The sequence below is a fragment of the Mycobacterium sp. E1747 genome (genome assembly GCF_001667775.1).
Taxonomy (GTDB): Bacteria; Actinomycetota; Actinomycetes; order Mycobacteriales; family Mycobacteriaceae; genus Mycobacterium.
Window position 1 is genome coordinate 1 of sequence record NZ_LZJI01000203.1, and the last position, 24,606, is coordinate 24,606.

Below are 24,606 nucleotides of genomic sequence, written 5' to 3' on the forward strand. Positions count from 1 at the left end.
GATACGAGGTGGACGAGCCCAACGCCGTCCGCGTTCACTCGAGCAATGTCCGCGGATTCGCTTGAACAACTCGGCGAGCGCAACCCGGGCTTCCATCCGGGCCAGATGCGCGCCGAGGCAGAAGTGTGCGCCACTGCCGAAACTCAGTAGCTTGGGCCCGATTTCGCGTCCGATCAGGAAGTTGTCGGGGGCCTCGAAGACCCGCTCGTCGCGATGGCCCGAACCGGGCAACAGCAGCAGGACGTCGCCCTCAGGGAGGGTGGTGTCGTAGAGGGTGAGCTCCCCGGACACGGTACGGGCCAGGATCTGGCTGGACGTGTCGTAGCGCAGGGTCTCCTCGACCCACTGCGGGACCAGCGAAAGGTCGGCATAGACGGGGGTCAGTTGATCCGGATTCTTGTGTCCCCAAAAGGCCGCATTGGCAAGGAGTTTGGTGGTGGTCTCGTTTCCGGCGATCACCATCAGGAACATGAAGCCGAGTACCTCGTCGTCGGTGAGGCGGTCGCCGTCGATCTCGGCCTCCAGCAGCGCCGAGGTCAGGTCGTCTGTCAGCTTCTTGCGCCGCTCAGCCACCATGCCCTGGTAGTAGACGATCAGGTTGATGGAAGCCTCGACCGCCTCCGGCGGTACGTCGGTGACGCCCTCGTCGCGGTGCATCACGCCGTCGGCCCAGGCTCGGACCTGAACTCGATCCGGCTCGGGAACGCCCATCAACTCGGAGATGACGTCCATCGGAAGCTTCCCGGCGAACTCGTCGACGTAATCGACCACGCCGTCTTTCGCCCTTTCCAGCATGGCGTCGAGGTGCCGTGTGGCGATCTCGGTGACGCGCGGCTCGAGTTCTCGAATCCTCCTGGGTGTGAACCCTTTTGACACCAGTGTCCGCAGCCGCAGATGTGCGGGGTCGTCCATCGCCAGGAACGACATCGTCTTGGACGCGTGTGGACCGCGGGATGCCGGATCCAACGAGACGCCGTATTTGTTGGACAGCGTCGTGCTGTTGCGGAATCCCTGCAGCACGTCTTGGTGCCGCGACAGCGCCCAAAACTTCAGGTCCTCATTGCGATACAGCGGGGCCTCATCGCGCAGCCGCTTGTAGTACGGATACGGATTCTCGTGGAAGTCGTAGTCGTAGGGATCGAGGACCAGGTCGTGGTCGCCAACTTTAACGGTCATTCGTTGCTCGTCTCCTGGCTTGTCTCTGCAGCGCCGGTGAGGATCAGCCGCACCACGTAGGCCAGCCGGTCGGCGATCTCTCGGTAGGTGAATTCGCCGCTGCCGGCCTGCACCAGCGCCCCGAAGAAGGACATCTCCAACGCGGAAACGGCGGTGGGATCGGCGTCGGGCCCCATGGCGGACGTGATCCTGCGGTGTATCTCGGCGCCAATCCGGTCGCGCGCGGCGGCCACGGCGGGCTCGGCGCCGCCGCTGAGCAACGCCGTCGTGCACGCGGCGCTGACCTCGGGTTCGTCGGCGACCACCAGGGCCAGGTGGCGCAACACCTGCTCGACCCGGTCGGGCATCGGGTCGTTGACGTCGGTGAAATAAGGGACTTGCCGCACCAGGTCGAGGTAGACCTCGGCGATCAGGTGGTTCTTCGACGAGAAGTACGTGTACGCGGTGGCGGGGGCGACTTTGGCGCGAGCTGCGACCGCGCGCACCGTGAGGTCGGCGTAGGACTTCTCCCGCAGCGTCTCGATGCCGGCCGCGAGCACCTTGCGGAACGTCTCCTCCTGGCGGCGGTTGCGCACCGGCTCTCCGGTCTGGTGGCCTACCTGGGATGAGACAGTAACCAGGGCATCGCTGGACACGTGTCCACGCTATCGGATAGCTGCGACGGGAAGCAAGCACGATCGGCAAACTTGCAGGGCAACGCGCCAACCGGCGGCCAGCTGCCCCCGCCTGCGCGATCGGCTCTTGCACCGTAGATGGCGCGGCGGCTATGGTTCGGTCGGAGATTATCGGACAACTGTCCACTCGATTTGCGTGCGCGATTGGCCGCACAGACGGGAGCGGGAGATGACCTTGCTGGCCGACGGCGTGAGTGCACTCTTCATCGACGGCAAGATGTCGCCCGGCAGTGCCGGCACCTTCCCGACGATCAATCCGGCGACCGAGGAAGTCCTGGGGGCGGCGGCCGACGCCGACGCGCAGGACATGGATACCGCCATCGATGCCGCCCGGCGCGCCTTCGACGAAACGGACTGGTCGCGCGACACCGAACTACGTGTGCGGTGCGTGCGGCAACTGCGGAAGGCGATGCAGCAGCACCTCGAAGAGCTACGCGACCTGACCATCGCCGAAGTCGGCGCGCCCCGGATGCTCACCTCGATCGCTCAACTCGAAGTTCCCGTCAACGACCTCGCCTTCGCGGCCGACACCGCCGAATCCTACGAATACAACACCGATCTCGGCGAGGCGTCACCGATGGGCATCCCCACCCGCCGCACTATCGCCCGAGAGGCCGTCGGCGTCGTCGGCGCCATCACTCCGTGGAACTTTCCCCACCAGATCAACCTCGCCAAGATCGGACCCGCGCTGGCCGCCGGTAATACCGTCGTCCTGAAGCCGGCACCCGACACGCCCTGGTGTGCCGCCGTGCTCGGGGAACTGATCGCCGAACACACCGATTTTCCACCCGGTGTGATCAACATCGTGACATCCAGCGACCACGGTGTCGGTGCGCTGCTAGCCAAAGACCCTCGGGTGGACATGATTTCGTTCACCGGGTCGACGGCCACGGGCCGCGCCGTGATGGCCGACGGCGCCGCGACCATCAAGAAAGTCTTCCTCGAGCTGGGCGGCAAATCGGCGTTCATCGTGCTCGACGATGCCGACCTGGGCGGTGCGGTGGGGATGGCAGGGTTCTCGGTGTGCATGCACGCCGGGCAGGGATGTGCCATCACCACCCGGCTGGTGGTGCCGCGCGCGAAGTATGACGAGGCCGTCGCCATCGCTGCCGCAACGATGGGTGGCATCAAGGCGGGTGACCCCACCGACCCCGGAACCATCTGTGGACCGGTGATTTCGGCGCGTCAGCGGGACCGGATACAGGGCTACCTCGACTCGGCCATCGCCGAAGGCGGGACGTTCGCCTGCGGTGGCGGCCGCCCGGCCGACCGCGAGGTCGGTTTCTTCATCGAGCCGACGGTGATCGCGGGGCTGGGCAACGACGCGCGCTGCGCGCGCGAGGAGATCTTCGGCCCCGTCCTGACGGTCATTGCGCATGACGGGGACGACGACGCGATCCGCATTGCCAACGACTCGCCATACGGGTTGTCGGGCACGGTGTTCGGCGTCGATCCCGATAGGGCAGCGAGGGTCGCCGCGCGGGTCCGCGCGGGAACGATCAATGTCAATGGCGGCGTGTGGTACTCGGCCGATGCACCCTTCGGCGGTTACAAGCAGTCCGGAAACGGTCGCGAGATGGGTCTGGCCGGCTTCGAGGAATACCTGGAAATCAAGACCATCGCGACGGCGATCTAAGTAGAGGAGTTCGAGAGCATGCGGTTTGAGAACAAGGTCGGCATCGTCACCGGCTCCGGCGGCGGCATCGGCCAGGCCTATGCCGAGGCGCTCGCCCGGGAGGGCGCGGCGGTGGTAGTCGCCGACATCAACGCGGAGGCGGCCGAAGCGGTGGCCAAGCAGATCTCCGCCGACGGCGGAACGGCGATCAGCATCCCGGTCGACGTGTCCGACCCGGCGTCGGCCAAGGCGATGGCGGATCGCACGCTGGCGGAGTTCGGCGGCATCGACTACCTCGTCAACAACGCGGCGATCTTCGGGGGCATGAAGCTGGACTTCCTGCTCACCATCGACCCCGAGTACTACAAGAAGTTCATGAGCGTCAACCTCGATGGCGCGTTGTGGTGCACCCGCGCCGTCTACAAGAAGATGGCCAAGCGCGGCGGTGGGGCGATCGTGAACCAGTCGTCCACGGCGGCCTGGTTGTACTCGAACTATTACGGCCTGGCCAAGGTGGGGGTCAACGGTCTGACGCAACAGCTCTCGCGTGAGCTTGGCGGCCAGAACATCCGGATCAACGCGATCGCGCCCGGCCCCATCGACACCGAGGCGAACCGGACGACCACCCCGCAGGAGATGGTCGCCGACATCGTCAAGGGTCTGCCCTTGTCGCGGATGGGGACTCCCGAGGATCTGGTCGGGATGTGCCTGTTCCTGCTTTCCGATGAGGCATCGTGGATCACCGGGCAAATCTTCAACGTCGACGGCGGACAGATCATTCGGTCATAGCCGCCGGCGACGACGCGGAGCGAAGTGATGAGGAGGCGGCGCGTGTGGGAGATCAGGTGAAGCTGGGCTACGTCGGTCTAGGCAACATGGGCGCCCCGATGGCCACGAAGATGACCGAGTGGCCCGGCGGGGTAACGGTTTACGACATCCGCACGGAGGCGATGACGCCGCTGGCCGAGAAGGGCGCCGGCCTGGCCGACAGCGTCGCGGACGTCGCCGCCGCCGACATCATCCACGTCACCGTGCTCAACGACGCCCAGGTGCGCGAGGTGGTTGGCGAGCTGGCCGCCCACGCCAAGCCCGGCACCGTCATCGCGATTCATTCGACCATCAGCGACACCACCGCCGTCGAGCTGGCGGCCGAACACAAACCCCAAGGTATTCACGTCGTCGACGCACCCGTCAGCGGCGGTGCGGCCGCCGCTGCGAAAGGTGAGCTGGCCACGATGGTGGGCGCCGAGCGCGAGGTGTACGAGCGGATCAAGCCGGCGTTCAAGCACTGGGCGGCGGTGGTCATCCACGCCGGCGAGCCAGGGGCGGGGACGCGAATGAAGCTGGCCCGCAACATGTTGACCTTCACGTCGTACGCCGCGGCGTGTGAGGCCATGAAGCTGGCCGAGGCGGCGGGCCTGGATCTGCAGGCGCTGGGCCGGGTGGTTCGGCACACCGATGCCCTCACTGGCGGGCCGGGGGCGATCATGGTCCGCGATGACATGAATGACCTTCAGCCAGAACACTTTCTCTATCAGCCGTTCATGCACACCCGTGGTCTGGGCGAGAAGGACCTGAGTCTGGCGCTGGCGTTGGGCGAGGCGGTGTCGGTCGACCTGCCGCTGGCCCGGTTGGCGTATGAGGGGCTGGCGGCCGGCCTTGGGGTACCACACACAGAGAAAGAAGCGTGATGGAAGAACGGCGCCGCAAGGGCCTCGAGAAGATGAACGAGGTCTACGGCTGGGAGATGCCCAATGTCGAGGGTGATGCGTATTTCGACCTCACCGTCGACCATCTGTTCGGCAGCATCTGGACGCGACCTGGATTGTCGATGCGCGACAAGCGCATCATGACGTTGACCGCGGTGACCGCGATCGGAAACCGCGATCTGGCCGAGATCCAGATCAATGCCGCGTTGCTCAACGGGGAGCTCACCGAGACCGAGTTGAAGGAGATGGCGGTCTTCGTCACCCACTATCTCGGTTTCCCCCTGGGTTCCGCGCTCAACGGCGCCGTCGATGCCGTGATCGCCAAGCGCAAGAAGGCCGAGGCCAAAAACGCGGCAGAGGACAAAAAGGCCAACGTGGACGCCGCGTTGAAGATGCACTCCGGCGACAAGGATTGATCAGGCGTGGCGTGAAGCCTCCTGCGCGAGCTGAACTCTCGAGCTAATGCCCAGTTTGGAGTAGACGTGGCTGAGGTGGGCTTGCACGGTGCGCGCCGAGACGAAGAGGCGCGCGGCGACGTCTTTGTTCGGTAGTCCTTCGCTGACGAGCCTTACCACGTTGACCTCGGCGGGTGTTAGTGACTCCCAGCCCGTAGCGGGTCGTTTGCGTGCGCCGCGGCCGCGTCGGGCATATGCGATAGCCTCCTCGATGGATAGGGTCTCTCCTTCGGCCCATGCTCCTTCGAAGTCGTTATCGCCCAGAGATTCTCGCAGGCGGGCCACGGAAGCCTTGTGGGCCTCGTCGTAGATCTTGAAGCGCACATAGCCGGTTCGGTCGCGTAGCGCGTTCGCCATTCCCAGGAGACGTGCAGCCTCCCGGTTCGCACCAAAGCCAATGGCAAGTGTCGCCAGGCAATCGAAGACCTCGGGAATGACGAAGAGCGCTTTGAGGTCCACCGCTGCGCTCAGCGCATCGTGCGCATCGCGTTGCGCCTGCCCGCAATCGCCTTGCGCGATCGCGACCCGGGCACGCTTGGTCAGTGCGAATGCCCGATGCGCGCCGGCGGCTACAGCTATGGCATCGTCGGCCCATCGGCGCGCCTCCGTCAGGTCCCCCAATGCCAGCGCGATCTCCGCCAGCGGAATGACGTTGACGACAGCCAGCTCGGGTTGAACCTTTAAGCGCTGCCACGCCGCGTCGGCGGCCTTCGTCGAGGCGGCGATATCACCTGCCGCCAGCATCGCATCGGCCAACGCAGCGTAGGCGTAACCCTGGTTGAACGAACCGAGGTCGCAGGCGGCTTCCACGGCCGCATCCGCGGCGGCCCGGGCCGCACCGGTGTGGCCGGTGTAGGCGAGCATGTGGCCGAGGCTGACCAGACTGGCCATCCTCCACGTTTCGTCGTGGGCGGCATCCGACTCGGCCACCAGCTCCCGGAATTGTGCTATGGCCCCGCCCAGATCGCCTTCCCACCACTGCGCCAATCCGATACACCACCGGCACCCGCGAGAGGCGTAGCCGTCGCCGATCACATCAGCGATGTCGCGGCCTTCTTCGCCTGCGGCGCGCGCCTCCACCGGGTCGCCTTTGCCGGTAACCGCCGCGAAGGCTTGAAACGCGAGAATCTGGCTCAAACTCCGGTCATCTCCCACCATGCGGGCAAGTCCGAGTGCTTCCGTGAAATAGGTGTCGGCAGCAACCGCGTTGTAAGCGAAGATGATCCCGCAACCGGCGAGCGCGCGAACCAGCAACGCCGGTTCCCCGATCTCGCGGGCGAGTGCGAGCGCCTCCAGCGCCTCGTCCATGTTTTCGTGGATGGTTTGCGCGCCCTCGAGTGTGGCTTTGTCCGCGAGCGCTCGGGCCCGAACGGCGAGCGGCACCTCTACGTCGTGCGCGGCGGCGTCAGCGAGCGCCGCGTCGAACCAGGCAGTTCCCTCCCGCACGCGGCCGCGAGTGGTCCACAGCGTTTGCAACGCGGATGCGAGCTGCAAAGCCCGCGGGATCTCGTTGTTTTCACGGCACCACGCGAATGCCGCACGCAGGTTGTCCATCTCGACCGTGGCCTGCTCGATTCGGTCCTGATGATCGATGCGCCCGGGCACATCGAGCTCCGCCGCGAGCGCCGCATAGTGGTCGCGGTGGCGGGCGCGCACCGCGTCGGCCTCGCCGGCCTCCCCAAGCTTCTCCAGCGCATACTGGCGGACCGTCTCCAGCATCCGGTATCGCGACCCTAGGTCACCGTCTTCGATAGTGATGAGTGACTTGTCGATGAGTAGCGTGAGCTGATCGAGGGTTTGGTAGCGCTCGATCTCGCTGTCGGTGCAAACCGCTTGCGCCGCATTCAGGTCAAATCCGCCAAGGAACACCGCGGCGCGACGGAAGAGGACCCGTTCGGGCTCTGTCAGCAGCGCATGCGACCAGTCGACTGACGCGCGCAGGGTCTGCTGGCGGCGCACCGCGGTTCGCTCACCGCCAGTCAGCAGCCGGAACCGATCATGCAGGCTGTCGAGGATCTGCGTCAGCGAAAGCGCGCGGACGCGTGCGGCCGCGAGCTCGATCGCCAAGGGTATGCCGTCCAGGCGCCGGCAGATTTCCGTCACGGTGGCCGAATGGCACTCGGTCACAGTGAAATCCGGACGAACGTGGCGGGCACGGTCGATGAACAATGCCACCGCCTCGTCGGCGAGAGACAAAGAGGGCACGCCCCAGGCGATCTCCCCGGCCACCCGGATCGGTTCTCGGCTGGTGGCGAGGATCCGGACTGCCGGGGAGGCGCCCAGCAGCGCGATGACCAGCGCGGCGGACGCGTCGATCAGGTGTTCGCAGTTGTCCAACACCACGAGGATGTGCCGACCCGATATGGCACGAATGAGGGTGTCCATCGTCGAACGCCCGGCCTGGTCGGGCAGCCCCAACGCCCGGGTCACCGCGACCGGCACAACCTCGGGGTCGGTGATGGGGGCCAGGTCGGCGTACCAAACCCCGTCGGCGAAATTGCCGTCGGCGTTGCCGGCGACCTGAAGCGCCAGCCGCGTCTTCCCCACGCCACCGGCGCCGGTGAGCGTCACCAACCGGTTGTCGGCGACGAGCTGACGAACGGTCTCGATCTCGGCGTTGCGTCCGACGAAACTGGTCAGCTGCTGCGGGAGATGCTGCGATCCGGTACTTTTCGGCGTCCGAAGCGGGGGAAAGTCGTTGCGGAGATCGGCGTGACACAGCTGCGTGATTCGTTCGGGCCGAGGGAGGTCGCGCAGCGGGTGGGTGCCGAGGTCAAGAAGCCACGCTTCGGCGGGCGGTCCGTCGGCCAGCAGATCGCTCGTCGTAGCGGACAGGACCGTCTGGCCCCCGTGAGCCAGGTCCCGCAGCCGTGCGGCGCGGTTGATGGTCGGCCCGACGTAGTTTGCCTCGTCGCGCAGTTGGACCTCGCCGGTATGCAGTCCGATTCGTAGATGGATCGGCGCAAGCGCGGTGAGCTGTAGCCCGAGCGCAAACGCGGCGGCATCGCTGGCACGCGCGAAGGCGACGACGAAGCTGTCGCCCTCGCCTTGTTCAACCGGACGGACCCCGTTGTGCCCGGGCACCAGGTCTGACAGTGCCTGGTCGAGTCGCGCAACGGCGGCCCGCATTTCGTCGGGCTGGGTCTGCCAAGCCCGCGTCGAACCCTCGACGTCGGCCAGCAGCAACGTCACCGTTCCCGTCGGGAGCTCGCTCAACTCCAAATCGCTCCAGTTCAAACCCAGTGTGTCGACGCACTGCTCGGTCTCAGTCATGTTAGCCAGCATGCGTCGATCAGGTGCGGCAAACATCAGCAGAAAGGCCTATACGTCCCCTCGGAAGCTTCGGCAGTGGATCTACGCACTTTGGCCAATGTTCTTCGCTGGCCGGCGTCCCACACTGGGTTTCTCGGATTGAAGGAGGTACCCATGAATGGTCAGACCAGTCTTGCCGGCGACGCGATCGATGCACACTTCACAACGGGCGTGCTGCACGGTCACTACGACAGCCGTTTCGAGGATCTCGTCGCCGCGCTGGCCGACGAAGTCGGCACCGGCGGTGAACTCGGTGCCGCGATCACCATCGATCTCGGCGGCGAGCTCGTCGTGGACGTCTGGGGCGGGCACGCCGACAGGGCGAGAACCCGCGAATGGTCGGAAGACACTATCGTCAACGTCTTTTCCAGCACCAAGAACGTGACCGCGCTGGCCGCGCTGATGCTGGTCGACCGCGGCCTGCTCGATCCGTTCGCTCCGGTCTCCAAGTATTGGCCCGAGTTCGCCGCCAATGGCAAGCAGGACATCGAGGTGCGCCACATCCTCAGCCACACCTCTGGGGTGTCCGGCTGGGAGCCGCCCTTCGCTCTGGAGGACGTGTACGACTGGGAGAAATCCACTTCTCAGCTCGCCGGGCAGGCGCCGTGGTGGCCACCGGGCACCGCGTCGGGATATCACGCGGTGACCATTGGCCACCTCGTCGGCGAGCTGGTCCGCAGAGTCACCGGCATGACTCTGAAACAGTTTGTGCGACAAGAGATCGCCGAGCCGCTCGGCGCTGACCTGCAGATCGGTGCGCGGCCCGAAGACGACCACAGAATCGCCGAGCTGGTCCCGCCGCCTCCGCTGGACGTGCCGTTCGAAGCGCTTCCCCATGACCATCCGATGTACAAGACGTTCGTTGCGATCCCGCCCGCCTCGGAGACGGCCTTGGCTGCCGAGACTTCCGCGTGGCGCCGGGCGGAGATCGGGTCGGCCAACGGACACGCCAACGCGCGTTCGCTGGTCCGGGCCCTCTCGCCGATCTCGTTGGGCGGCACAGTCAATGGCGTCCGGCTCCTAGGGCCTGACACCATCGACTTGATCTTCGAGGAGCAGGCCAATGGCACCGATCTGGTGCTTGCAATGCCGGCACGGTGGGGCATCGGGTTTGCCTTGCCCCACCCGGAGGCGGTGCCTGACATCCCCGACGAGAGGACCTGCTATTGGGGTGGTTGGGGCGGGTCAATGGTGGTCATGAGCCCCGACCGCCGCACTACGTTCGCTTATGTGATGAACAAGATGGGACAAGTGACGTCGGCTGGAACCGATCGGACGCGGAAATACACGCGGCTGATCTACGAGTCACTGGGTGATCAGTAAGGCCGCACGCCCTTAGGCATCGCGTACTCGGAGATCGGCCCCGAGACGCCGTTGACCGACGTCCCACCGTTGAGAATGCCCGGCGCCATCTCCAGCATATTGTTCGGAAACCCGAACGTCGGCTTGGTCAGCCCATCGAGCCGATCCAGTTCGTCGGCGCTGAGGCCGACATCGACGGCGCGGACGTTGTCGTCGAGCTGCGAGAGCCTGCGTGCCCCGATGATGACGGACGAGACGCCGGGCTGCGCCCGCACCCAGGCCAGCGCCACGCTGGCGACGGTCGTGTCGTGGGCCTTGGCGAGGGTCTCGAGTTCGTCGATCAGCGCGTAGGTCTTTTCGTTGAGGAAGGCGTTGACCATCGCGCCGCGACCGGGGTCCTGCCTGCCGGCGTTGGCCCTGGTGTATTTGCCGCTGAGCGCACCGCCCTTGAGGGGTGACCACGGCGTGATGCCGAGGCCGAATTCCGACGCCATCGGAACCAGTTCCTGTTCGATGGAGCGTTCCAGCAGCGAGTACTCGACCTGCAAGCCGACGAAACTCGACCAGCCGCGGAACCGGGCGATGAGATTGGCCTGGGCGATCTTCCACGCCGGGGTGTCCGAAACGCCGATGTAGCGCACCTTGCCTGCGCGGACGAGATCATCGAGCGCCGCCATCGTCTCGTCGATGGGTGTGTTCGCGTCCCAGATGTGCAGCCAGTACAGGTCGATGTACTCAGTCTGCAGACGCCGCAGCGAGTTTTCGCACGCGTTGATCACCGACTTGCGGCCCGAGCCACCGCCGTTCGGATCGCCCGGATACAAGTTGCCGCTGAACTTGGTGGCGATCACCAGGCGATCCCGGCGGCCTGGATCGCGTCCGACGTGGTCGCCGATGATCTTCTCGGAGTGGCTTCGGGTGTAGAAGTTGGCGGTGTCGATGAAGTTGCCGCCGAGGTCGGTGTATCGATCGATGATCTGTTGGGACTCGTTCACACTGGTGCCCCAGCCAAGGTCTTCGCCGAACGTCATGGCCCCCAGGCACAACGGGCTGACGCGCAGGCCGGAGCGTCCGAGTGTCACGTACTGATCCAGAGGCATGGTGGCCGCTTTCTGGTAGGTTGTTCGATTATGGGGTTATTCATTTTTAAACTAGTTCATGTCTGAACGATCTGGCAAGTCGGCGCCGGCGGTCGATACAGCCAAGATCTGGTCGCTGAACTACCGGATGCTGCTGTCGGTCATCTCGTGCGCCGAGACTGACATCTGCGCGCTAGGGCTCGAATCCAAGGAACTGTTCCTGCTCGCGGAGATAGACGAGCACCCCTACCCTGCCGAACTCGCGACCACGCTGAGCATGCCGAAGGCGACGGTCACGGTTTATCTCAAACGGCTTGAGGCCGCCGGCTTCGTGCGCCGCGAGATCGACACCACCGATCTGCGGCGCCATCGACTCCTGCTGACCCCGGCCGGACGCAAAGCCGCCAGCGACGGCATGGCGCTGCTGTCCGCCGAGTTCGACAAGCGTCTCGAAAGGCTCACCGTCGCGCAGCGAAACGACCTCAAGAATCTGCTTGAAAAGGTTCTGTGAACGCGGGTGCCGTAGGCGTATGGCGTTCGCCCCGGCTAGTCTGACGTGTCGTGCGAGTCCTGGTAATCGGTTCGGGTGCGCGAGAACATGCGCTGCTGCTGGCACTTCGGAAAGACCCGCAGGTCACGGACCTATTTGTCGCTCCGGGCAACGCCGGCACCGCTCGGGTCGCCGAGCAGCACGACGTGGACATCACCTCGGGTCCCGACGTTGTGGCTCTGGCGCGCGAGGTCCGGGCCGACCTGGTGGTCATCGGTCCCGAGGTCCCGCTGGTGTTGGGCGTGGCAGACGCCCTGCGAACCGCCGGCATCGTCTGCTTCGGGCCCAGTAAGGACGCCGCTCGCATCGAAGGGTCCAAGGCGTTCGCCAAGGAGGTCATGACCGCGGCGGGCGTGCGCACCGCGGCCAGCGAAACCGTTGACAGCCCCGCCCATTTGGATGCCGCCCTGGACCGGTTCGGGCCTCCGGCGGGTGACCCGGCCTGGGTGGTGAAGGACGACCGGCTGGCCGCCGGCAAGGGCGTGGTGGTGACCGCGGATCGCGGTATCGCGCGCGCGCACGCCGCCGGGCTGCTCGAGGCGGGCCACCCCGTGCTGCTCGAGTCGTTCCTGGACGGACCCGAGGTGTCGCTGTTCTGCGTCGTCGACGGTGAAACCGTCGTCCCGCTGCTGCCCGCGCAGGACTTCAAGCGCGTCGGCGACGGCGATACCGGCCCGAACACCGGCGGGATGGGCGCCTACGCACCGGTTCCCTGGCTTCCCGACGAGGTGTACCGCGACATCGTCGTCAACATCGTCGAACCTGTTGCGGCTGAGATGGTTCAGCGCGGCAGCCCGTTCTGCGGTTTGCTGTACGTCGGGCTGGCGATAACCGGCAAGGGGCCGGCGGTGGTCGAATTCAACTGCCGTTTCGGCGATCCCGAGACCCAGGCCGTGCTGGCGTTGTTGGATTCACCGCTCGGCCAGCTGCTCTACGCCGCGGGCACCGGCAAGCTCGCCGACTTCGGCAAGTTGCGCTGGCACCACGGTGCGGCCGTCACGGTGGTGCTGGCGGCGGAGAACTATCCCGGCCGTCCCCGTGTCGGGGACGTGGTTGCCGGCGCCGAGGCCGAGGGCGTGTTGCACGCGGGCACGGCGCGGCGCGACGACGGGGAGGTCGTCTCTTCGGGAGGTCGGGTGCTGTCGGTGGTCGGTACCGGCGCCGACCTCGCCGCCGCGCGGGAGCAGGCTTACCACTTGATGGGCTCGATTCGGCTGCCCGGCAGCCACTTTCGAGGTGACATCGCGCAGCTGGCCGCCGAAGGCAAGGTCAGCATTCAGTAACCCGCGGCTTGGCCGTCGCGGCGGGGATCGCTGACCGCGAAATATCCGCCGTCGAGCCGCCAGATCGCCTGGCAGCTGCCGAACTGGTTGTAGTCGTCCACCGCGAGCAGGTCGTGCCCGCGGCGACGCAATTCGTCGAGGGTCGACGTGGGAAACCCCGGCTCACAGCTGACCTGCATGCCCTGCACCCAGCGAAACCGGGGACCGTCACAAGCCGCTTGCGGGTTTTGGCCGTAGTCGGCGATGCGGACCAGGACCTGCACGTGCCCCTGGGGTTGCATCGGGCCGCCCATCACCCCGAAGCTCATCACCGGCGCGCCGTCCTTGGTGACGAAGCCCGGGATGATCGTCTGGAAGGGCCGCTTGTTCGGCCCGACCCGATTCGGATGATCTTGATCCGCAACGAAACCCGCTCCGCGGTTTTGTAGCGAGATGCCAGTTCCCGGCACCACCACGCCAGACCCGAATCCCATGTAGTTCGACTGGATCATCGACACCATCATCCCCGAAGCGTCGGCAGCGGTGAGGTATACGGTGCCGCCACCGGGAGTGCCGGCCGACGCCGGCTTGGCCTGATTGCGGTCGATCAGGCCGGCCCGCTGCCTCAGATACTCCGCGTCCAACAGGTCCTCCGGACGGACCCGCATGTGGTCGATGTCGCAGACGTAGGCCTGCGCGTCGGCAAAGGCCAGCTTGAGCGCCTCGATCTGCAGGTGCAAACTGTCGGCCGAATCGACTGGCAGCGAAGACATGTCGAAATGCTGAAGTATCCCGAGCGCGATCAACGCCACGATGCCCTGGCCGTTGGGCGGGATCTCGTGAACGGTGTACCCACGGTAGGTTCCGCTGATGGTGCCCACCCAGTCGGCGCGGTGGGCCGCGAGGTCGCTGGCCCGTATCACGCCGTCATTGGCTAGCGCGTGTGCCTCGAGCCGCTCTGCCAGCTCCCCGCGGTAGAACGCTTCGCCGTCGGTCGCGGCGATTGTCTCCAGCGTGGCCGCCTGCTCGGCAAACCTGAACACTTCACCGGGTTTCGGTGCCCGCCCGCCAGGCATGAACGCCGCCGCGAAGCCCGGCTGCTTCGCAAAGAGCGGCAGCTGAGCCGCCCACTGATCGGCGACCGTGGGCGAGACCAGAAAACCCTTGTGGGCGTAGTCGATTGCGGGCCCAAAGAGCTTTTCGAACGCAAGCCTGCCGAACTTGGCATGCAGTTGCGTCCACGCCGACACCGCGCCGGGCACGGTCACCGCGTTCCAGCCGAGCGCGGGAACGGCCTTGTCGCCGAAGTATTCCGGGGTCCAGGCCGCGGGCGAGCGGCCCGACGCGTTCAGTCCGTGCAACTGGCGGCCGTCCCACACGATCGCGAAGGCGTCCGAGCCGATGCCGTTGGATACCGGCTCCACCACCGTCAGGGCGATGGCGGTGGCGACGGCCGCGTCCACCGCGCTTCCACCCTCGGCGAGCATCCGAAGACCCGCTTGGGCGGCCAGCGGTTGTGACGTGCACACAACGTTTCCCGCCAGGATGGGCTTTCGCGGCCACGCGTACGGGAATTCCCAATCGAAGGGTGCGGTCACCCTCGCGAGGGTAACGCTGGCGTGACGCTCGGTGCCCAGCGCCGCGCTGGCGTGACGCTCGGTGGCCACGCGCAATCACGCCGTCAACAGCGGCGCCATCCAGGTCAGCTCGGCCGGCAGTTGCGAACTCCAGAACTCCGCGTTGTGCCCGCCAGGTGAGAACCCGCCCGCCGGTGGATGGGGCAGTTGGGCGATGAATTGCTTGGTGGCGCCGTAGAACGGATCGCTGTCACCACAATCGATCCGGATCGGAATTGACGCCAGCGCCGGCGTGTCGAACACCGAGTTCGCCGCGAAGTCGTCGGGCCCGTCGAACGCGCCGGGTGCAGCCGCGCCGGAGGACAGCCATAGTGCGGGACTGACCGCGCAGATGGCCGCGGTGCGCGCCGGACCCAGCCGACCACCGAGCAGCAACGCGCCATAACCTCCCATCGACCACCCCAGGAATGCCACCCGTGAGGTGTCCAGGCCCTGGTTGCCCAGCAGGGGGATGAGCTCGTCGAGCACCATGGCTCCGCTGTCCTCGCCGGAGGTCCTCTTGTGCCAATAGCTGCCCCCGCCGTCCACGGCGACCACCGCGAAGGGTGGCAGCCCGGCGTTGACGGCTTGCGCCAAACCCTGTTCGACGCCGCCGGCCATCACCGTCGACGCGTCACTGCCTTTACCGTGCAGCGCGATCACCGGTCGCAGCGTCTTGGTCTGCCCGGGCGGGCGCGCGATCGCCCAGTTGGTGTTGATGCCGCCGCGCGCCGCCGAGACGAAGGAACCGGTCACCATGGTGGGCGCCGGCTGAGCCGGCTCGAGGGGAGCGGACGGGGGCGGCGCCAGCGGCGCGCGGGTGCCGACCGGCGACACCGGCATGGCCTGGGACGGTCGGGGCTTGAACAGAATGTCGAGGGCATAAGTGCCGACCGCGCCCGCGGCCGCGCTGGCTCCGAGGCCCAGCAAGGCACGGCGGCTCAGGTCGGGCATGCGGGCCATCATGCCATGTTCGTTTGGCGGGCCGTTTGGCGGAAATGGCAATGCAGTACCACTTTGGCTGGCACGATGGCTACTCGTGACGGCAGCGGTTACTCCCAAGGGAGAACGTCGACGGTATGCGCTTGTCAGCGCGGCCGCCGAGCTGCTCGCCGAGGGCGGCTTCGAGGCGGTGCGGCACCGCGCCGTCGCTCGGCGTGCCGGACTCCCCTTGGCGTCGACGACGTATTACTTCTCGTCCCTTGACGATTTGATCGCGCGCGCCGTCGAACACATCGCGATGATCGAGGTGGCGCAGCTGCGGTCACGAGTTACCGCGCTTTCCCGCCGGCGTCGCGGTCCGGAAACCATCGCCGAGGTGTTGGTGGACCTGCTTGTCGGCGACGTGTCCAGCCCGGGACTCAGCGACCAATTGATTTCGCGCTACGAGCGGCACATCGCGTGCACCCGCCTGCCGGCACTGCGCGAGACCATGCGGCGCAGCCTGCGGCAGCGCGCCGAGGCCGTGGCCGAGGCCATCGAGCGATCGGGCCGCACGGTGCACATCGAGTTGGTATGCACGCTGATCTGCGCGGTGGACGGTTCCGTGGTGTCCGCTTTGGTCGAGGGTCGTGATCCTCGCGCGGCGGCGCTGGGGACGGTCGTCGACCTCATCGACGTGCTCGCGCCGATCGATCAACGGCCCGCGCGGTCGGCGGGCAGCGATGGCGTCACGATGTACCCGGTGGCGAAGTCGCCGTAGATCGTCACGTCGGCCGGGCAGCGTTGTGCGTACAGCGCCACGTAGGCGCAGACGACGGCGTCGATCGGATCCTCGCCTGCGGCGCCGATGTGCACGAGGTGGCCCCCGCTGTCGACGACCGCCACTCCCGTGGGGTTTGCGCCCTGCCCAGGCCAGATTCGAGGCCGGCGAAATACATCCTGCCCAGGGTATGGGGCCGGTGGCCGTCACATGGGCCGCACGGTCCCCGCCCCGGGAGGGTTGGTGGGTGTGCCCGCCTCGCAGCGATATCCGGCGGCGGTGAGCGCTCGGAGGCGGGCACTTGAGACCAGCGGCGCAGAGGCAGATGTGGCCAATGTGACCGCAAGCCGGTCGGCGGGGCGGGCCGATCGTAAGCTCTATGTCTGTGAGCATTCCGAACGTCCTGGCCACCCGGTACGCCAGCGCGGAGATGGTCGCGATCTGGTCGCCGGAGGCCAAGGTCGTCGCGGAACGCCGGCTGTGGCTGGCGGTGCTGCGGGCGCAGGCGGAGCTGGGTGTGGACGTCCCGCAGGACGCGATCGCCGATTACGAGCGGGTGCTCGAGGACGTCGATCTGGCCTCGATCGCGGACCGCGAGCGAGTGCTGCGCCACGACGTCAAGGCTCGCATCGAAGAATTCAACGCGCTGGCCGGCCACGAACACGTGCACAAGGGCATGACCAGCCGCGACCTCACCGAGAATGTGGAGCAGCTACAGATCCGGCGGTCGCTGGAACTGGTGTTCTCCCACGGCGTGGCCGTCGCGGCGCGGCTCGCGGAGCGGGGGGTGGCCTACCGCGATCTGGTGATGGCCGGACGCAGTCACAACGTCGCCGCGCAGGCAACCACGTTGGGCAAGCGGTTCGCCTCTGCCGCGCAAGAGACGCTCATCGCGCTGACTCGACTGCGCGAGTTGATCGACCGCTACCCGCTGCGCGGCATCAAAGGTCCGATGGGCACCGCCCAGGACATGCTGGACCTGCTGGGCGGCGACGCGGACAAGTTGGCCGAACTGGAGCGGCGAGTAGCCGAATTCCTGGGCTTCGCAAGCGTTTTGACCAGCGTTGGGCAGGTATACCCGCGTTCGCTGGACCACGACGTGCTCTCGGCTCTGGTCCAGCTGGGCGCCGGGCCCTCGTCGATGGCCCACACCATCCGGCTGATGGCCGGGCACGAGCTCGTCACCGAGGGGTTCGCGCCGGGCCAGGTCGGGTCCTCGGCGATGCCGCACAAGATGAACACCCGAAGTTGTGAGCGGGTCAATGGGCTGCAGGTGGTGCTGCGCGGCTACGCCTCGATGGCCGCCGAGCTGGCGGGCGCCCAGTGGAACGAGGGCGACGTGTTCTGCTCGGTGGTGCGCCGAGTTGCCTTGCCGGACAGCTTCTTTGCGATTGACGGACAGATCGAGACGTTCCTGACGGTGCTCGACGAGTTCGGCGCCTACCCGGCGGTGATCGCCCGCGAGCTGGACCGCTACCTGCCGTTCCTGGCCACCACCAAGGTGCTCATCGCCGCCGTCCGCGCGGGCATGGGACGCGAGGCCGCGCATCACGTCATCCGCGAGCATGCGGTCGCGACGGCCCTGGCGATGCGGGAACGCGGCGCGGAGCCTGACCTGCTGGACCGGTTGGCCGCCGACGAGCGGCTGCCGCTGGACCGGGCGGCGCTGGACGCCGCGCTGGCCGACAAGAAGGCGTTCATCGGCGCCGCCGGTGACCAGGTGGACGAGGTCGCCGCGTTGGTGGAGGCGTTGGTGAGCCGGTACCCGGACGCCGCCAAGTACGCTCCGGGCGCGATCCTGTGACCCTCGCCGGCGCGCTCGCGGGGATCGACTTCACCGATTTGGACAACTTCGCCAACGGATTTCCGCACGACCTGTTTGCCATCCACCGCCGCGAGGCGCCGGTGTACTGGCATGAGCCGACCGACAACACGCCCGACGGCGAGGGCTTCTGGTCCGTCGCGACGTATCCGGAAACCCTTGAGGTGCTCAAGGACCCGACGACATATTCCTCGGTCACCGGCGGCGGGCGTCCCTATGGCGGCACGTTGCTGCAGGACCTGGCGATCGCCGGGCAGGTGCTCAACATGATGGACGATCCGCGCCATTCCCTGATCCGGCGACTCGTGAGCTCCGGGCTGACGCCGCGAATGATCCGGCTGGTCGAGGATGATCTGCGGGCGCGGGCGCGCCGGCTGCTCGATGCGGTGGTGCCAGGCGAACCGTTCGACTTTCTGGTCGACATCGCCGCCGAACTGCCGATGCAGATGATCTGCATTCTGCTGGGAGTGCCCGAGTCCGAACGACATTGGCTGTTCGAGGCCATCGAGCCGCAGTTCGATTTCGGCGGTTCACGCAAGGCCAAATTATCGCAGCTGTCGGTGGAGGAGGCCGGGTCGCGGATGTACGACTACGGCCAGCGGTTGATCGCCTCGAAGCGAGCGGAGCCGACCGACGACATGCTGTCGGTCGTCGCGAACGCGACGGTCGACGACTTGGACGCGCCGTCGCTGTCGGATCTCGAGCTCTATCTGTTCTTCAGCCTGCTGTTCAGCGCCGGCGCGGAGACGACGCGCAATGCGGTCGCCGGCGGCCTACTGGCGCTGGCCGACCACCCGGAGCAGTTGCGGGTCCTGCGTGCGGATCTCGACGCGCTGCCGACCGCCGTGGAGGAGATCGTGCGGTGGACCTCGCCGTCGCCGTCCAAACGGCGCACCGCCACGCGCGACGTCACGTTGGGCGGGCAGTCGATCCTGGCGGGGCAAAAGGTCCAGGTCTGGGAGGGCTCGGCGAACCGGGACCCCGGTGCATTTCAGCGCGCCGACGAATTCGACATCACCCGAAAGCCCAATCCGCACTTGGGCTTCGGTCAGGGCGTGCACTACTGCCTGGGCGCCAATCTGGCCCGGTTGGAACTGCGCGTGCTCTACGAGGAGCTGTTCTCCCGGTTTGGCGCGGTGCGGGTGGTCCGGCCGGTCGAATGGGCTCGCAGTAATCGGCACACCGGCATCCGTCACCTGGTCGTGGAACTCCGCGAGGAGCGGTGACGATCCGTTCGAGGCAGATAGCTGGACCCTGACGGTCCGCGTGACAATTGCCAGCCTGGCGATCCGATCGCTGGCCAGGGCTGCCCGGTGGACCCCGTGCGGGCGGCCAGCCTGTGACTAGTGTCGCTCGATGCACAACCCGGTTAACTGCCGCGTGGTGGTGCACCCGAATCTCCGCAGTCGTAAGCCTTCCCGAACGGGGCCAAAGGTCCCTATGTCGGTTCAGCTGGATTTCAGTATCGTGAGCTCACGCGCTTGCTGAATCACTGGTGGCGCGACGATTGTATTGTTGGTGACGAGGATGAAGAGTGCGGACGGAGTAGCTGCGCCGCGGCTTTCGGCGCCGGCGCTGCACGAGTTGCACGAGCTCTTCGTCGGGGGTCAAGTCGGTTCGACCTATCTCGATTCCACTCCGGTGCGACGTCTCGTCGCGGACAGCTGGAGGCGCAGTCTGGCGACGGGTGTCGACCCGGACCGCGGTGGTGGACAGACCTCTTCGGCGCCGGTCACGGTAGAGCGGTTGCGCAGTGCCCACCCGCTCGCACCGGCCCTGCCCGTCATCCGTCGCCTGCTGATCGACGATGCCGCCGCGTCGGGTGTCGTCGTCGCGGTGACCGCAGCCGACGGGACGCTGTTATGGGTGGACGGCGACCGCGAGGCATGCCGGAAAGCCGAGTTGATGGATTTCGTGCCCGGTGCCGATTGGAGTGAGCGTGGTGCGGGGACCAACGCGCCCGGTACCGCGCTGGCGCTGGATCGTGAACTCCAGATCCGAGGTTCGGAACACTTTTGTCGCCTTGTGCAGCCATGGAACTGCACCGCGGTGCCCCTGCATGATCCGACGACCGGTGCTCTGATCGGCGCCATCGACATCACCGGCGGCGAGAGTGTCGCCTCGCCGCAGACGCTGGGGCTGATGCGTGCGACGGGCGTCGCGGTGGAGAACCACCTGGCGCTGTTGTGCGCGAGCGCCCGCGGGCCGGTGGTTTCCGGCGAGGCGCGGCTGACGGTGCTTGGCGCGGCACGCCCCACCTGCCGCCTGGCGGGGGGCCCGCCCGCGGTCTTGACCGGCCGCCACGCCGATATCTTGGTCCTCCTCGACCGGCACCCCGAGGGGCTCAGCGCGGACCACCTCGCAGTGCTGCTCGACGACAGGGATCTCGATGTGGTGACCATCCGCGCCGAGATGTCGCGGCTGCGACGCGTGGTGGGGGAGCGCCTGATCAGCTCGCGCCCTTACCGGCTCACCGAACCCATCGCCAGCGATATCGGTGATGTTTTCGACGCGGTGCGCCGCGGCGACGTCGCGGAAGCGCTCCGCTGCTACGCCGGCGCGCTGTTGCCGCAATCGGCGTCGCCGGGTGTGGCGAGGTTGCGCGCCGAACTCGCCAGTACCCTCCGCGCAGCTGTCATCGCGTCGAACAATATTGTCCTCCTCGCGGATTGGCTGAAATTGCCCGAGGCGCGCGACGACCGGCACGGGTGGCAGATGCTGCATGACCGCTCACCGATCGGCTCGCCGGAACGGGCGCAAGCGCAGGGCCATCTGGCCGGTCTCGACTTCGACCTCACCTAAGCCGCCTCGGCATCGCAACGTGTGCAACCGTGCTGCAACCCCCCCTTACCTACCTTGTGTGACAGCCGACACAACTAGTCGATAAGGCAGGTGGCCGCATGACCGTATTCGCACGTCCGAGCGAACCCGGTTCACTGATGACGTTCGAGTCCCGCTACGGCAACTTCGTCGGCGGCGAATGGGTGCCGCCGGCGGGTGGCCGGTATTTCGAGAATCCGACGCCGGTGACCGGTGCCGCATTTTGTGAGGTGCCGCGATCGACCGACGCCGACGTCGACGCGGCGCTCGACGCCGCCCATGCGGCGGCTCCCGCCTGGGGCAAGACGACCGCGGCCGAACGGGCGGCGATCCTGAACACCATCGCCGACCGGATGGAAGCGAATGTCGAATCGCTTGCGTTGGCCGAATCCTGGGACAACGGTAAGCCGATCCGCGAGACGCTGGCCGCCGACATCCCGCTGGCAATCGACCACTTCCGGTATTTCGCCGGGGCCATCCGCGCCCAGGAGGGCTCGCTGAGCCAGGTCGACCACGACACCGTGGCTTATCACTTCCACGAACCGCTGGGTGTCGTCGCCCAGATCATCCCTTGGAACTTCCCGATCCTGATGGCGACGTGGAAGCTGGCCCCGGCGCTGGCCGCCGGCAACGCCGTCGTGCTCAAGCCCGCCGAGCAGACGCCCGCGTCGATCCTGTACCTGATGAGTCTGATCGGTGATCTGCTGCCGCCCGGTGTGGTCAACGTGGTCAACGGATTCGGCGTCGAGGCCGGCAAGCCGCTGGCGTCGAGCGACCGGATCGCCAAGGTCGCCTTCACCGGCGAGACCACGACCGGGCGGCTGATCATGCAATACGCCAGCCAGAACCTGATCCCGGTGACGCTGGAGTTGGGCGGCAAGAGCCCGAACATCTTCTTCTCCGACGTGCTGGCCGCCCACGACGATTACCAGGACAAGGCGTTGGAGGGCTTCACGATGTTCGCCCTCAACCAGGGCGAGGTGTGCACGTGCCCGTCGCGCGGCTTGATTCAGGCCGACATATATGGCGAGTTCCTCGAGCTGGCGGCGATCCGCACCAAGGCGGTGCGTCAGGGCGATCCACTGAACACCGAAACGATGATCGGAGCGCAGGCCTCCAACGACCAGCTCCAGAAGATCCTGTCCTACATCGAGATCGGTAGGGACGAAGGCGCCCGGGTCGTCACTGGTGGTGAGCGCGCCGAACTGGGCGGCGACCTCAACGGCGGTTACTATGTGCAGCCCACCATCTTCGAGGGCACGAACACCATGCGGATCTTCCAGGAAGAGATCTTCGGCCCGGTCGTCGCGGTCACCTCCTTCACCGACTACGACGACGCCATCCGGATCGCCAACGACACCCTGTACGGACTGGGTGCCGGTGTGTGGTCCCGCAACGGCAACACCGCTTACCGCGCTGGCCGCGACATCAAGGCTGGCCGCGTGTGGACGAATTGCTACCACGTCTACCCGGCCCATGCGGCGTTCGGCGGCTACAAGCAGTCGGGCATCGGCCGCGAGAACCACAAGATGATGCTCGACCACTACCAGCAGACGAAGAACCTCTTGGTGTCTTACAGCACCAAGGCCCAGGGCTTCTTCTGACCGAGATCCCTCCAACGATTGGAACCGTCATGACCCAAACCCTTGCTGCCTCAAGCACATCCCAAGCGACCGGAACCATGCGCGCGGCGGTCGTCACCGAATTCCGCCAGCCGTTGCGCATCGAGGAACTCGCCCTGCCGACCCCCGGCTACGGGGAGGTGCTGGTCAAACTTGAGACCTCCGGCGTGTGCCACACGGATCTTCATGCCGCACATGGCGATTGGCCGGTCAAGCCAAAGCCACCGTTCGTCCCCGGCCACGAGGGTTGCGGGATCGTGGTCGCGCTCGGCGACGGCGTCGCCGATCTTGAGGTCGGCGACAAAGTCGGCAACGCCTGGCTGTGGTCGGCGTGCGGCAGCTGCGAACACTGCCGCACCGGCTGGGAGACTTTGTGCGAAAACCAACGCAACGGGGGCTACACCGTCAACGGGAGTTTCGGCACCTACATGCTCGTCAATGCCGCCTACGCCGCCCGCATCCCCGAGGGAGCCGATCCGCTGGAGGTTGCCCCCATCCTGTGCGCCGGCGTAACGGTCTACAAGGGCCTGAAGGTGACCGACACCCGGCCCGGCCAGTGGGTCGCCATCTCCGGAATAGGCGGCCTCGGTCACGTGGCCGTCCAGTACGCCCGCGCCATGGGCTTGCGCGTGGTGGCCATCGATATCGACGATGACAAGCTGGCCCTGGCCACCCGACTCGGCGCCGAAATCGCCGTCAACGCCCGCAACCACGATGTGGTCGAGGAGGTACAGAAGGCCACCGGCGGCGCGCACGGCGTGCTGGTCACCGCCGTGCATCCGCAGGCATTCGGCCAGGCCATCGGGCTGGCGCGCCGCGGCGGCACAATCGTTTTCAACGGGCTGCCACCGGGCGACTTCCCCGCGCCGATCTTCGACATCGTGTTGAAAGGCCTGACGATCCGCGGTTCGATCGTCGGTACCCGCCAGGACATGATCGAAGCACTGGACTTCTACGCCCGCGGACTGATCCATCCCACGGTGGAAAGCGCCACGCTCGAGGACATCAATGGCGTCTTCGAGCGTATGGAGCGCGGCCAGATCGACGGTCGTATCGTGATCGACTACCGGTAATCACCGCAAACGATAGACAATTGGACGCTATCGCCGAATAGATTCTCCACGAATGCCGCGGGATGTGGTCGAGGGCCGCGAGCTTGGCGACACGTCGGCGTTGGTCGATCCTGTTGTGTCCGAGGCGATTCGGGTCAGTAGGTCCGAGCAGTAAGCGCCGTCAGCGCGCGCGCAGCGCGATGCCGGCCGACCGTAATTCGAGCGCGGCCAGGGCCCGGATGGTGAGCGGATCCTCCCGGCGCCATCCACCGACCGGATCCGCGCTGACAGCGGCGAGCTTCCCCGGCGGCCGGTTTGTCAATGCCCGCAGGGCAAGGAGTTGCTCCCCGGCCGGCGTTGCGGCCAGGGCGGTCACCGTCAATTTCCGTCGAAAGAACCGCAGCCGCAGCAGAAGCCACGGCAGATCCGCGACGAGGATCGGGACGGCCGCGATGGCCATCGCCAGCAAGACCGCCAGCCAGCTGGCCGTCGCGTCCAAGTCGTGGCCCGCGCCGGCAAGATCGAGCGCGGCCTGGCTGGCGGAATTCAGCGGATGGCTGACTGCGTCGCCCACCAAGGGAATGTGCTGGGCACCGTGGCCGGCCGACGCCAGGTTGCCGGCGATGCCGTGCGCGCCGCTCTCGACCTGCCGGCCGGCCTCGGCGATGGTGGACACGGCGTCGTAAACCGCCAAGCCGACGAGCAGCCAGATAGCGGTCCAGACAACTACGGCGAAGTCGCTGAGCAGTTGGGCCATCAGCCGGCCCGGTCGGGTGGAGTAGGGCAGGAACCGCGGGGTCATACTCTCGATCCCAGCACAGCTCCCGACACGCGACCC

Annotated in this window: 20 protein-coding genes; 13 read left to right on the forward strand and 7 right to left on the reverse strand. The window is 66.6% G+C overall.

What is annotated here, in order from left to right; translation table 11 throughout:
* Together A5695_RS20780 and A5695_RS20785 are read right to left on the reverse strand one after the other, a co-directional pair.
* The coding region (locus A5695_RS20780; RefSeq protein ID WP_068086517.1) for a cytochrome P450 at positions 1–1,176 on the reverse strand (1,176 nt) is incomplete at its 3' end.
* Positions 1,173–1,811, reverse strand: a complete 639-nt coding sequence (locus tag A5695_RS20785) for a TetR/AcrR family transcriptional regulator (protein WP_068086520.1) — start codon at positions 1,809–1,811, stop codon at positions 1,173–1,175. The genes A5695_RS20785 and A5695_RS20780, both read right to left, overlap by 4 nt.
* A gap of 208 nt (positions 1,812–2,019) precedes the next feature.
* On the opposite strand from A5695_RS20785, the gene A5695_RS20790 reads away from it, so the two are divergent.
* From A5695_RS20790 to A5695_RS20805, 4 genes are read left to right on the forward strand one after another with little or no spacing between them, the layout of a single operon-like run.
* A complete protein-coding gene (locus A5695_RS20790) occupies positions 2,020–3,486 on the forward strand; it encodes an aldehyde dehydrogenase (RefSeq protein ID WP_068086523.1) in 1,467 nt (488 codons plus the stop codon).
* Positions 3,487–3,504: 18 nt separating this feature from the next.
* Positions 3,505–4,254 carry an SDR family oxidoreductase gene (locus A5695_RS20795; protein ID WP_067269394.1) on the forward strand — a complete coding sequence of 250 codons (750 nt, stop codon included), beginning with the start codon at positions 3,505–3,507 and terminating at the stop codon, positions 4,252–4,254.
* A 44-nt stretch (positions 4,255–4,298) separates the two neighbouring features.
* The gene (locus A5695_RS20800) at positions 4,299–5,156 is read left to right on the forward strand and encodes an NAD(P)-dependent oxidoreductase (RefSeq protein WP_068086526.1); all 858 of its coding nucleotides are present in this window, start codon (positions 4,299–4,301) and stop codon (positions 5,154–5,156) included.
* Positions 5,156–5,590, forward strand: a complete 435-nt coding sequence (locus A5695_RS20805; RefSeq protein ID WP_068086529.1) for a carboxymuconolactone decarboxylase family protein — start codon at positions 5,156–5,158, stop codon at positions 5,588–5,590. The genes A5695_RS20800 and A5695_RS20805 overlap by 1 nt, the downstream gene beginning before the upstream one ends.
* Here A5695_RS20805 and A5695_RS20810 read toward each other — a convergent pair whose 3' ends face one another.
* Positions 5,591–8,914: a LuxR family transcriptional regulator gene (locus tag A5695_RS20810; protein WP_068086531.1), complete on the reverse strand. Its 3,324-nt coding sequence runs from the start codon at positions 8,912–8,914 to the stop codon at positions 5,591–5,593. It lies immediately after the preceding gene.
* Between the two features lie 141 nt (positions 8,915–9,055).
* Here A5695_RS20810 and A5695_RS20815 point away from each other — a divergent pair, with 141 nt between their 5' ends.
* Positions 9,056–10,264 (forward strand): serine hydrolase domain-containing protein, encoded by a 1,209-nt coding sequence (locus A5695_RS20815; protein WP_068086534.1) that lies wholly within the window; start codon positions 9,056–9,058, stop codon positions 10,262–10,264.
* On the opposite strand, the gene A5695_RS20820 is transcribed toward A5695_RS20815, so the two are convergent.
* On the reverse strand, positions 10,258–11,343 hold the full coding sequence (locus A5695_RS20820) for an aldo/keto reductase (RefSeq protein WP_068086537.1): 1,086 nt from the start codon (positions 11,341–11,343) through the stop codon (positions 10,258–10,260). The two genes, A5695_RS20815 and A5695_RS20820, sit on opposite strands and share 7 nt — an antisense overlap.
* Positions 11,344–11,470: 127 nt before the next feature.
* Between A5695_RS20820 and A5695_RS20825 the strand changes: the two genes are divergently transcribed.
* Both A5695_RS20825 and purD read left to right on the forward strand, forming a co-directional pair.
* Positions 11,471–11,833: a MarR family winged helix-turn-helix transcriptional regulator gene (locus tag A5695_RS20825; protein ID WP_231974922.1), complete on the forward strand. Its 363-nt coding sequence runs from the start codon at positions 11,471–11,473 to the stop codon at positions 11,831–11,833.
* Positions 11,834–11,883: 50 nt separating this feature from the next.
* Positions 11,884–13,155, forward strand: a complete 1,272-nt coding sequence (purD, locus tag A5695_RS20830; protein WP_068086543.1) for a phosphoribosylamine--glycine ligase — start codon at positions 11,884–11,886, stop codon at positions 13,153–13,155.
* Here the strand turns inward: purD and A5695_RS20835 are convergent.
* Both A5695_RS20835 and A5695_RS20840 read right to left on the reverse strand, forming a co-directional pair.
* The gene (locus tag A5695_RS20835; protein WP_068087055.1) at positions 13,149–14,732 is read right to left on the reverse strand and encodes a gamma-glutamyltransferase family protein; all 1,584 of its coding nucleotides are present in this window, start codon (positions 14,730–14,732) and stop codon (positions 13,149–13,151) included. The genes purD and A5695_RS20835 overlap by 7 nt on opposite strands.
* Positions 14,733–14,807: 75 nt before the next feature.
* Entirely contained in the window at positions 14,808–15,716 is a 909-nt protein-coding gene (locus tag A5695_RS20840) for an alpha/beta hydrolase-fold protein (RefSeq protein ID WP_068086546.1), read from the reverse strand.
* Between the two features lie 73 nt (positions 15,717–15,789).
* On the opposite strand from A5695_RS20840, the gene A5695_RS20845 reads away from it, so the two are divergent.
* From A5695_RS20845 to adhP, 6 genes are all read left to right on the forward strand, one after another.
* The gene (locus A5695_RS20845) at positions 15,790–16,452 is read left to right on the forward strand and encodes a TetR/AcrR family transcriptional regulator (protein ID WP_068086549.1); all 663 of its coding nucleotides are present in this window, start codon (positions 15,790–15,792) and stop codon (positions 16,450–16,452) included.
* Between the two features lie 385 nt (positions 16,453–16,837).
* The gene (gene purB / locus A5695_RS20850; RefSeq protein ID WP_068086552.1) at positions 16,838–18,256 is read left to right on the forward strand and encodes an adenylosuccinate lyase; all 1,419 of its coding nucleotides are present in this window, start codon (positions 16,838–16,840) and stop codon (positions 18,254–18,256) included.
* A complete protein-coding gene (locus tag A5695_RS20855) occupies positions 18,253–19,500 on the forward strand; it encodes a cytochrome P450 (protein ID WP_068086555.1) in 1,248 nt (415 codons plus the stop codon). Before purB ends, A5695_RS20855 begins: the two co-directional genes overlap by 4 nt.
* Positions 19,501–19,786: 286 nt before the next feature.
* Positions 19,787–21,076: a transcriptional regulator gene (locus A5695_RS20860; RefSeq protein ID WP_369830218.1), complete on the forward strand. Its 1,290-nt coding sequence runs from the start codon at positions 19,787–19,789 to the stop codon at positions 21,074–21,076.
* A gap of 98 nt (positions 21,077–21,174) precedes the next feature.
* Complete coding sequence (locus tag A5695_RS20865; RefSeq protein ID WP_068086562.1) at positions 21,175–22,698, forward strand: aldehyde dehydrogenase family protein; 1,524 nt, start codon at positions 21,175–21,177, stop codon at positions 22,696–22,698.
* Between the two features lie 29 nt (positions 22,699–22,727).
* Positions 22,728–23,789 (forward strand): alcohol dehydrogenase AdhP, encoded by a 1,062-nt coding sequence (gene adhP, locus A5695_RS20870; RefSeq protein ID WP_068086565.1) that lies wholly within the window; start codon positions 22,728–22,730, stop codon positions 23,787–23,789.
* A gap of 160 nt (positions 23,790–23,949) precedes the next feature.
* Here the strand turns inward: adhP and A5695_RS20875 are convergent, their stop codons facing one another.
* Positions 23,950–24,570: a hypothetical protein gene (locus A5695_RS20875; RefSeq protein ID WP_068086568.1), complete on the reverse strand. Its 621-nt coding sequence runs from the start codon at positions 24,568–24,570 to the stop codon at positions 23,950–23,952.
* Positions 24,571–24,606: the final 36 nt, after the last annotated feature.

Coding starts and splice junctions, on each gene's coding strand:
- A5695_RS20825 (WP_231974922.1), top strand. CDS start 11,471: ATGCTGCTGTCGGTCATCTCGTGCGCCGAGACTGACATCTGCGCGCTA.
- A5695_RS20805 (WP_068086529.1), top strand. CDS start 5,156: ATGGAAGAACGGCGCCGCAAGGGCCTCGAGAAGATGAACGAGGTCTAC.
- A5695_RS20840 (WP_068086546.1), bottom strand. CDS start 15,716: ATGATGGCCCGCATGCCCGACCTGAGCCGCCGTGCCTTGCTGGGCCTC.
- A5695_RS20820 (WP_068086537.1), bottom strand. CDS start 11,343: ATGCCTCTGGATCAGTACGTGACACTCGGACGCTCCGGCCTGCGCGTC.
- A5695_RS20815 (WP_068086534.1), top strand. CDS start 9,056: ATGAATGGTCAGACCAGTCTTGCCGGCGACGCGATCGATGCACACTTC.
- adhP (WP_068086565.1), top strand. CDS start 22,728: ATGACCCAAACCCTTGCTGCCTCAAGCACATCCCAAGCGACCGGAACC.
- A5695_RS20795 (WP_067269394.1), top strand. CDS start 3,505: ATGCGGTTTGAGAACAAGGTCGGCATCGTCACCGGCTCCGGCGGCGGC.
- A5695_RS20790 (WP_068086523.1), top strand. CDS start 2,020: ATGACCTTGCTGGCCGACGGCGTGAGTGCACTCTTCATCGACGGCAAG.
- A5695_RS20875 (WP_068086568.1), bottom strand. CDS start 24,570: ATGACCCCGCGGTTCCTGCCCTACTCCACCCGACCGGGCCGGCTGATG.
- A5695_RS20865 (WP_068086562.1), top strand. CDS start 21,175: ATGACCGTATTCGCACGTCCGAGCGAACCCGGTTCACTGATGACGTTC.
- A5695_RS20810 (WP_068086531.1), bottom strand. CDS start 8,914: ATGCTGGCTAACATGACTGAGACCGAGCAGTGCGTCGACACACTGGGT.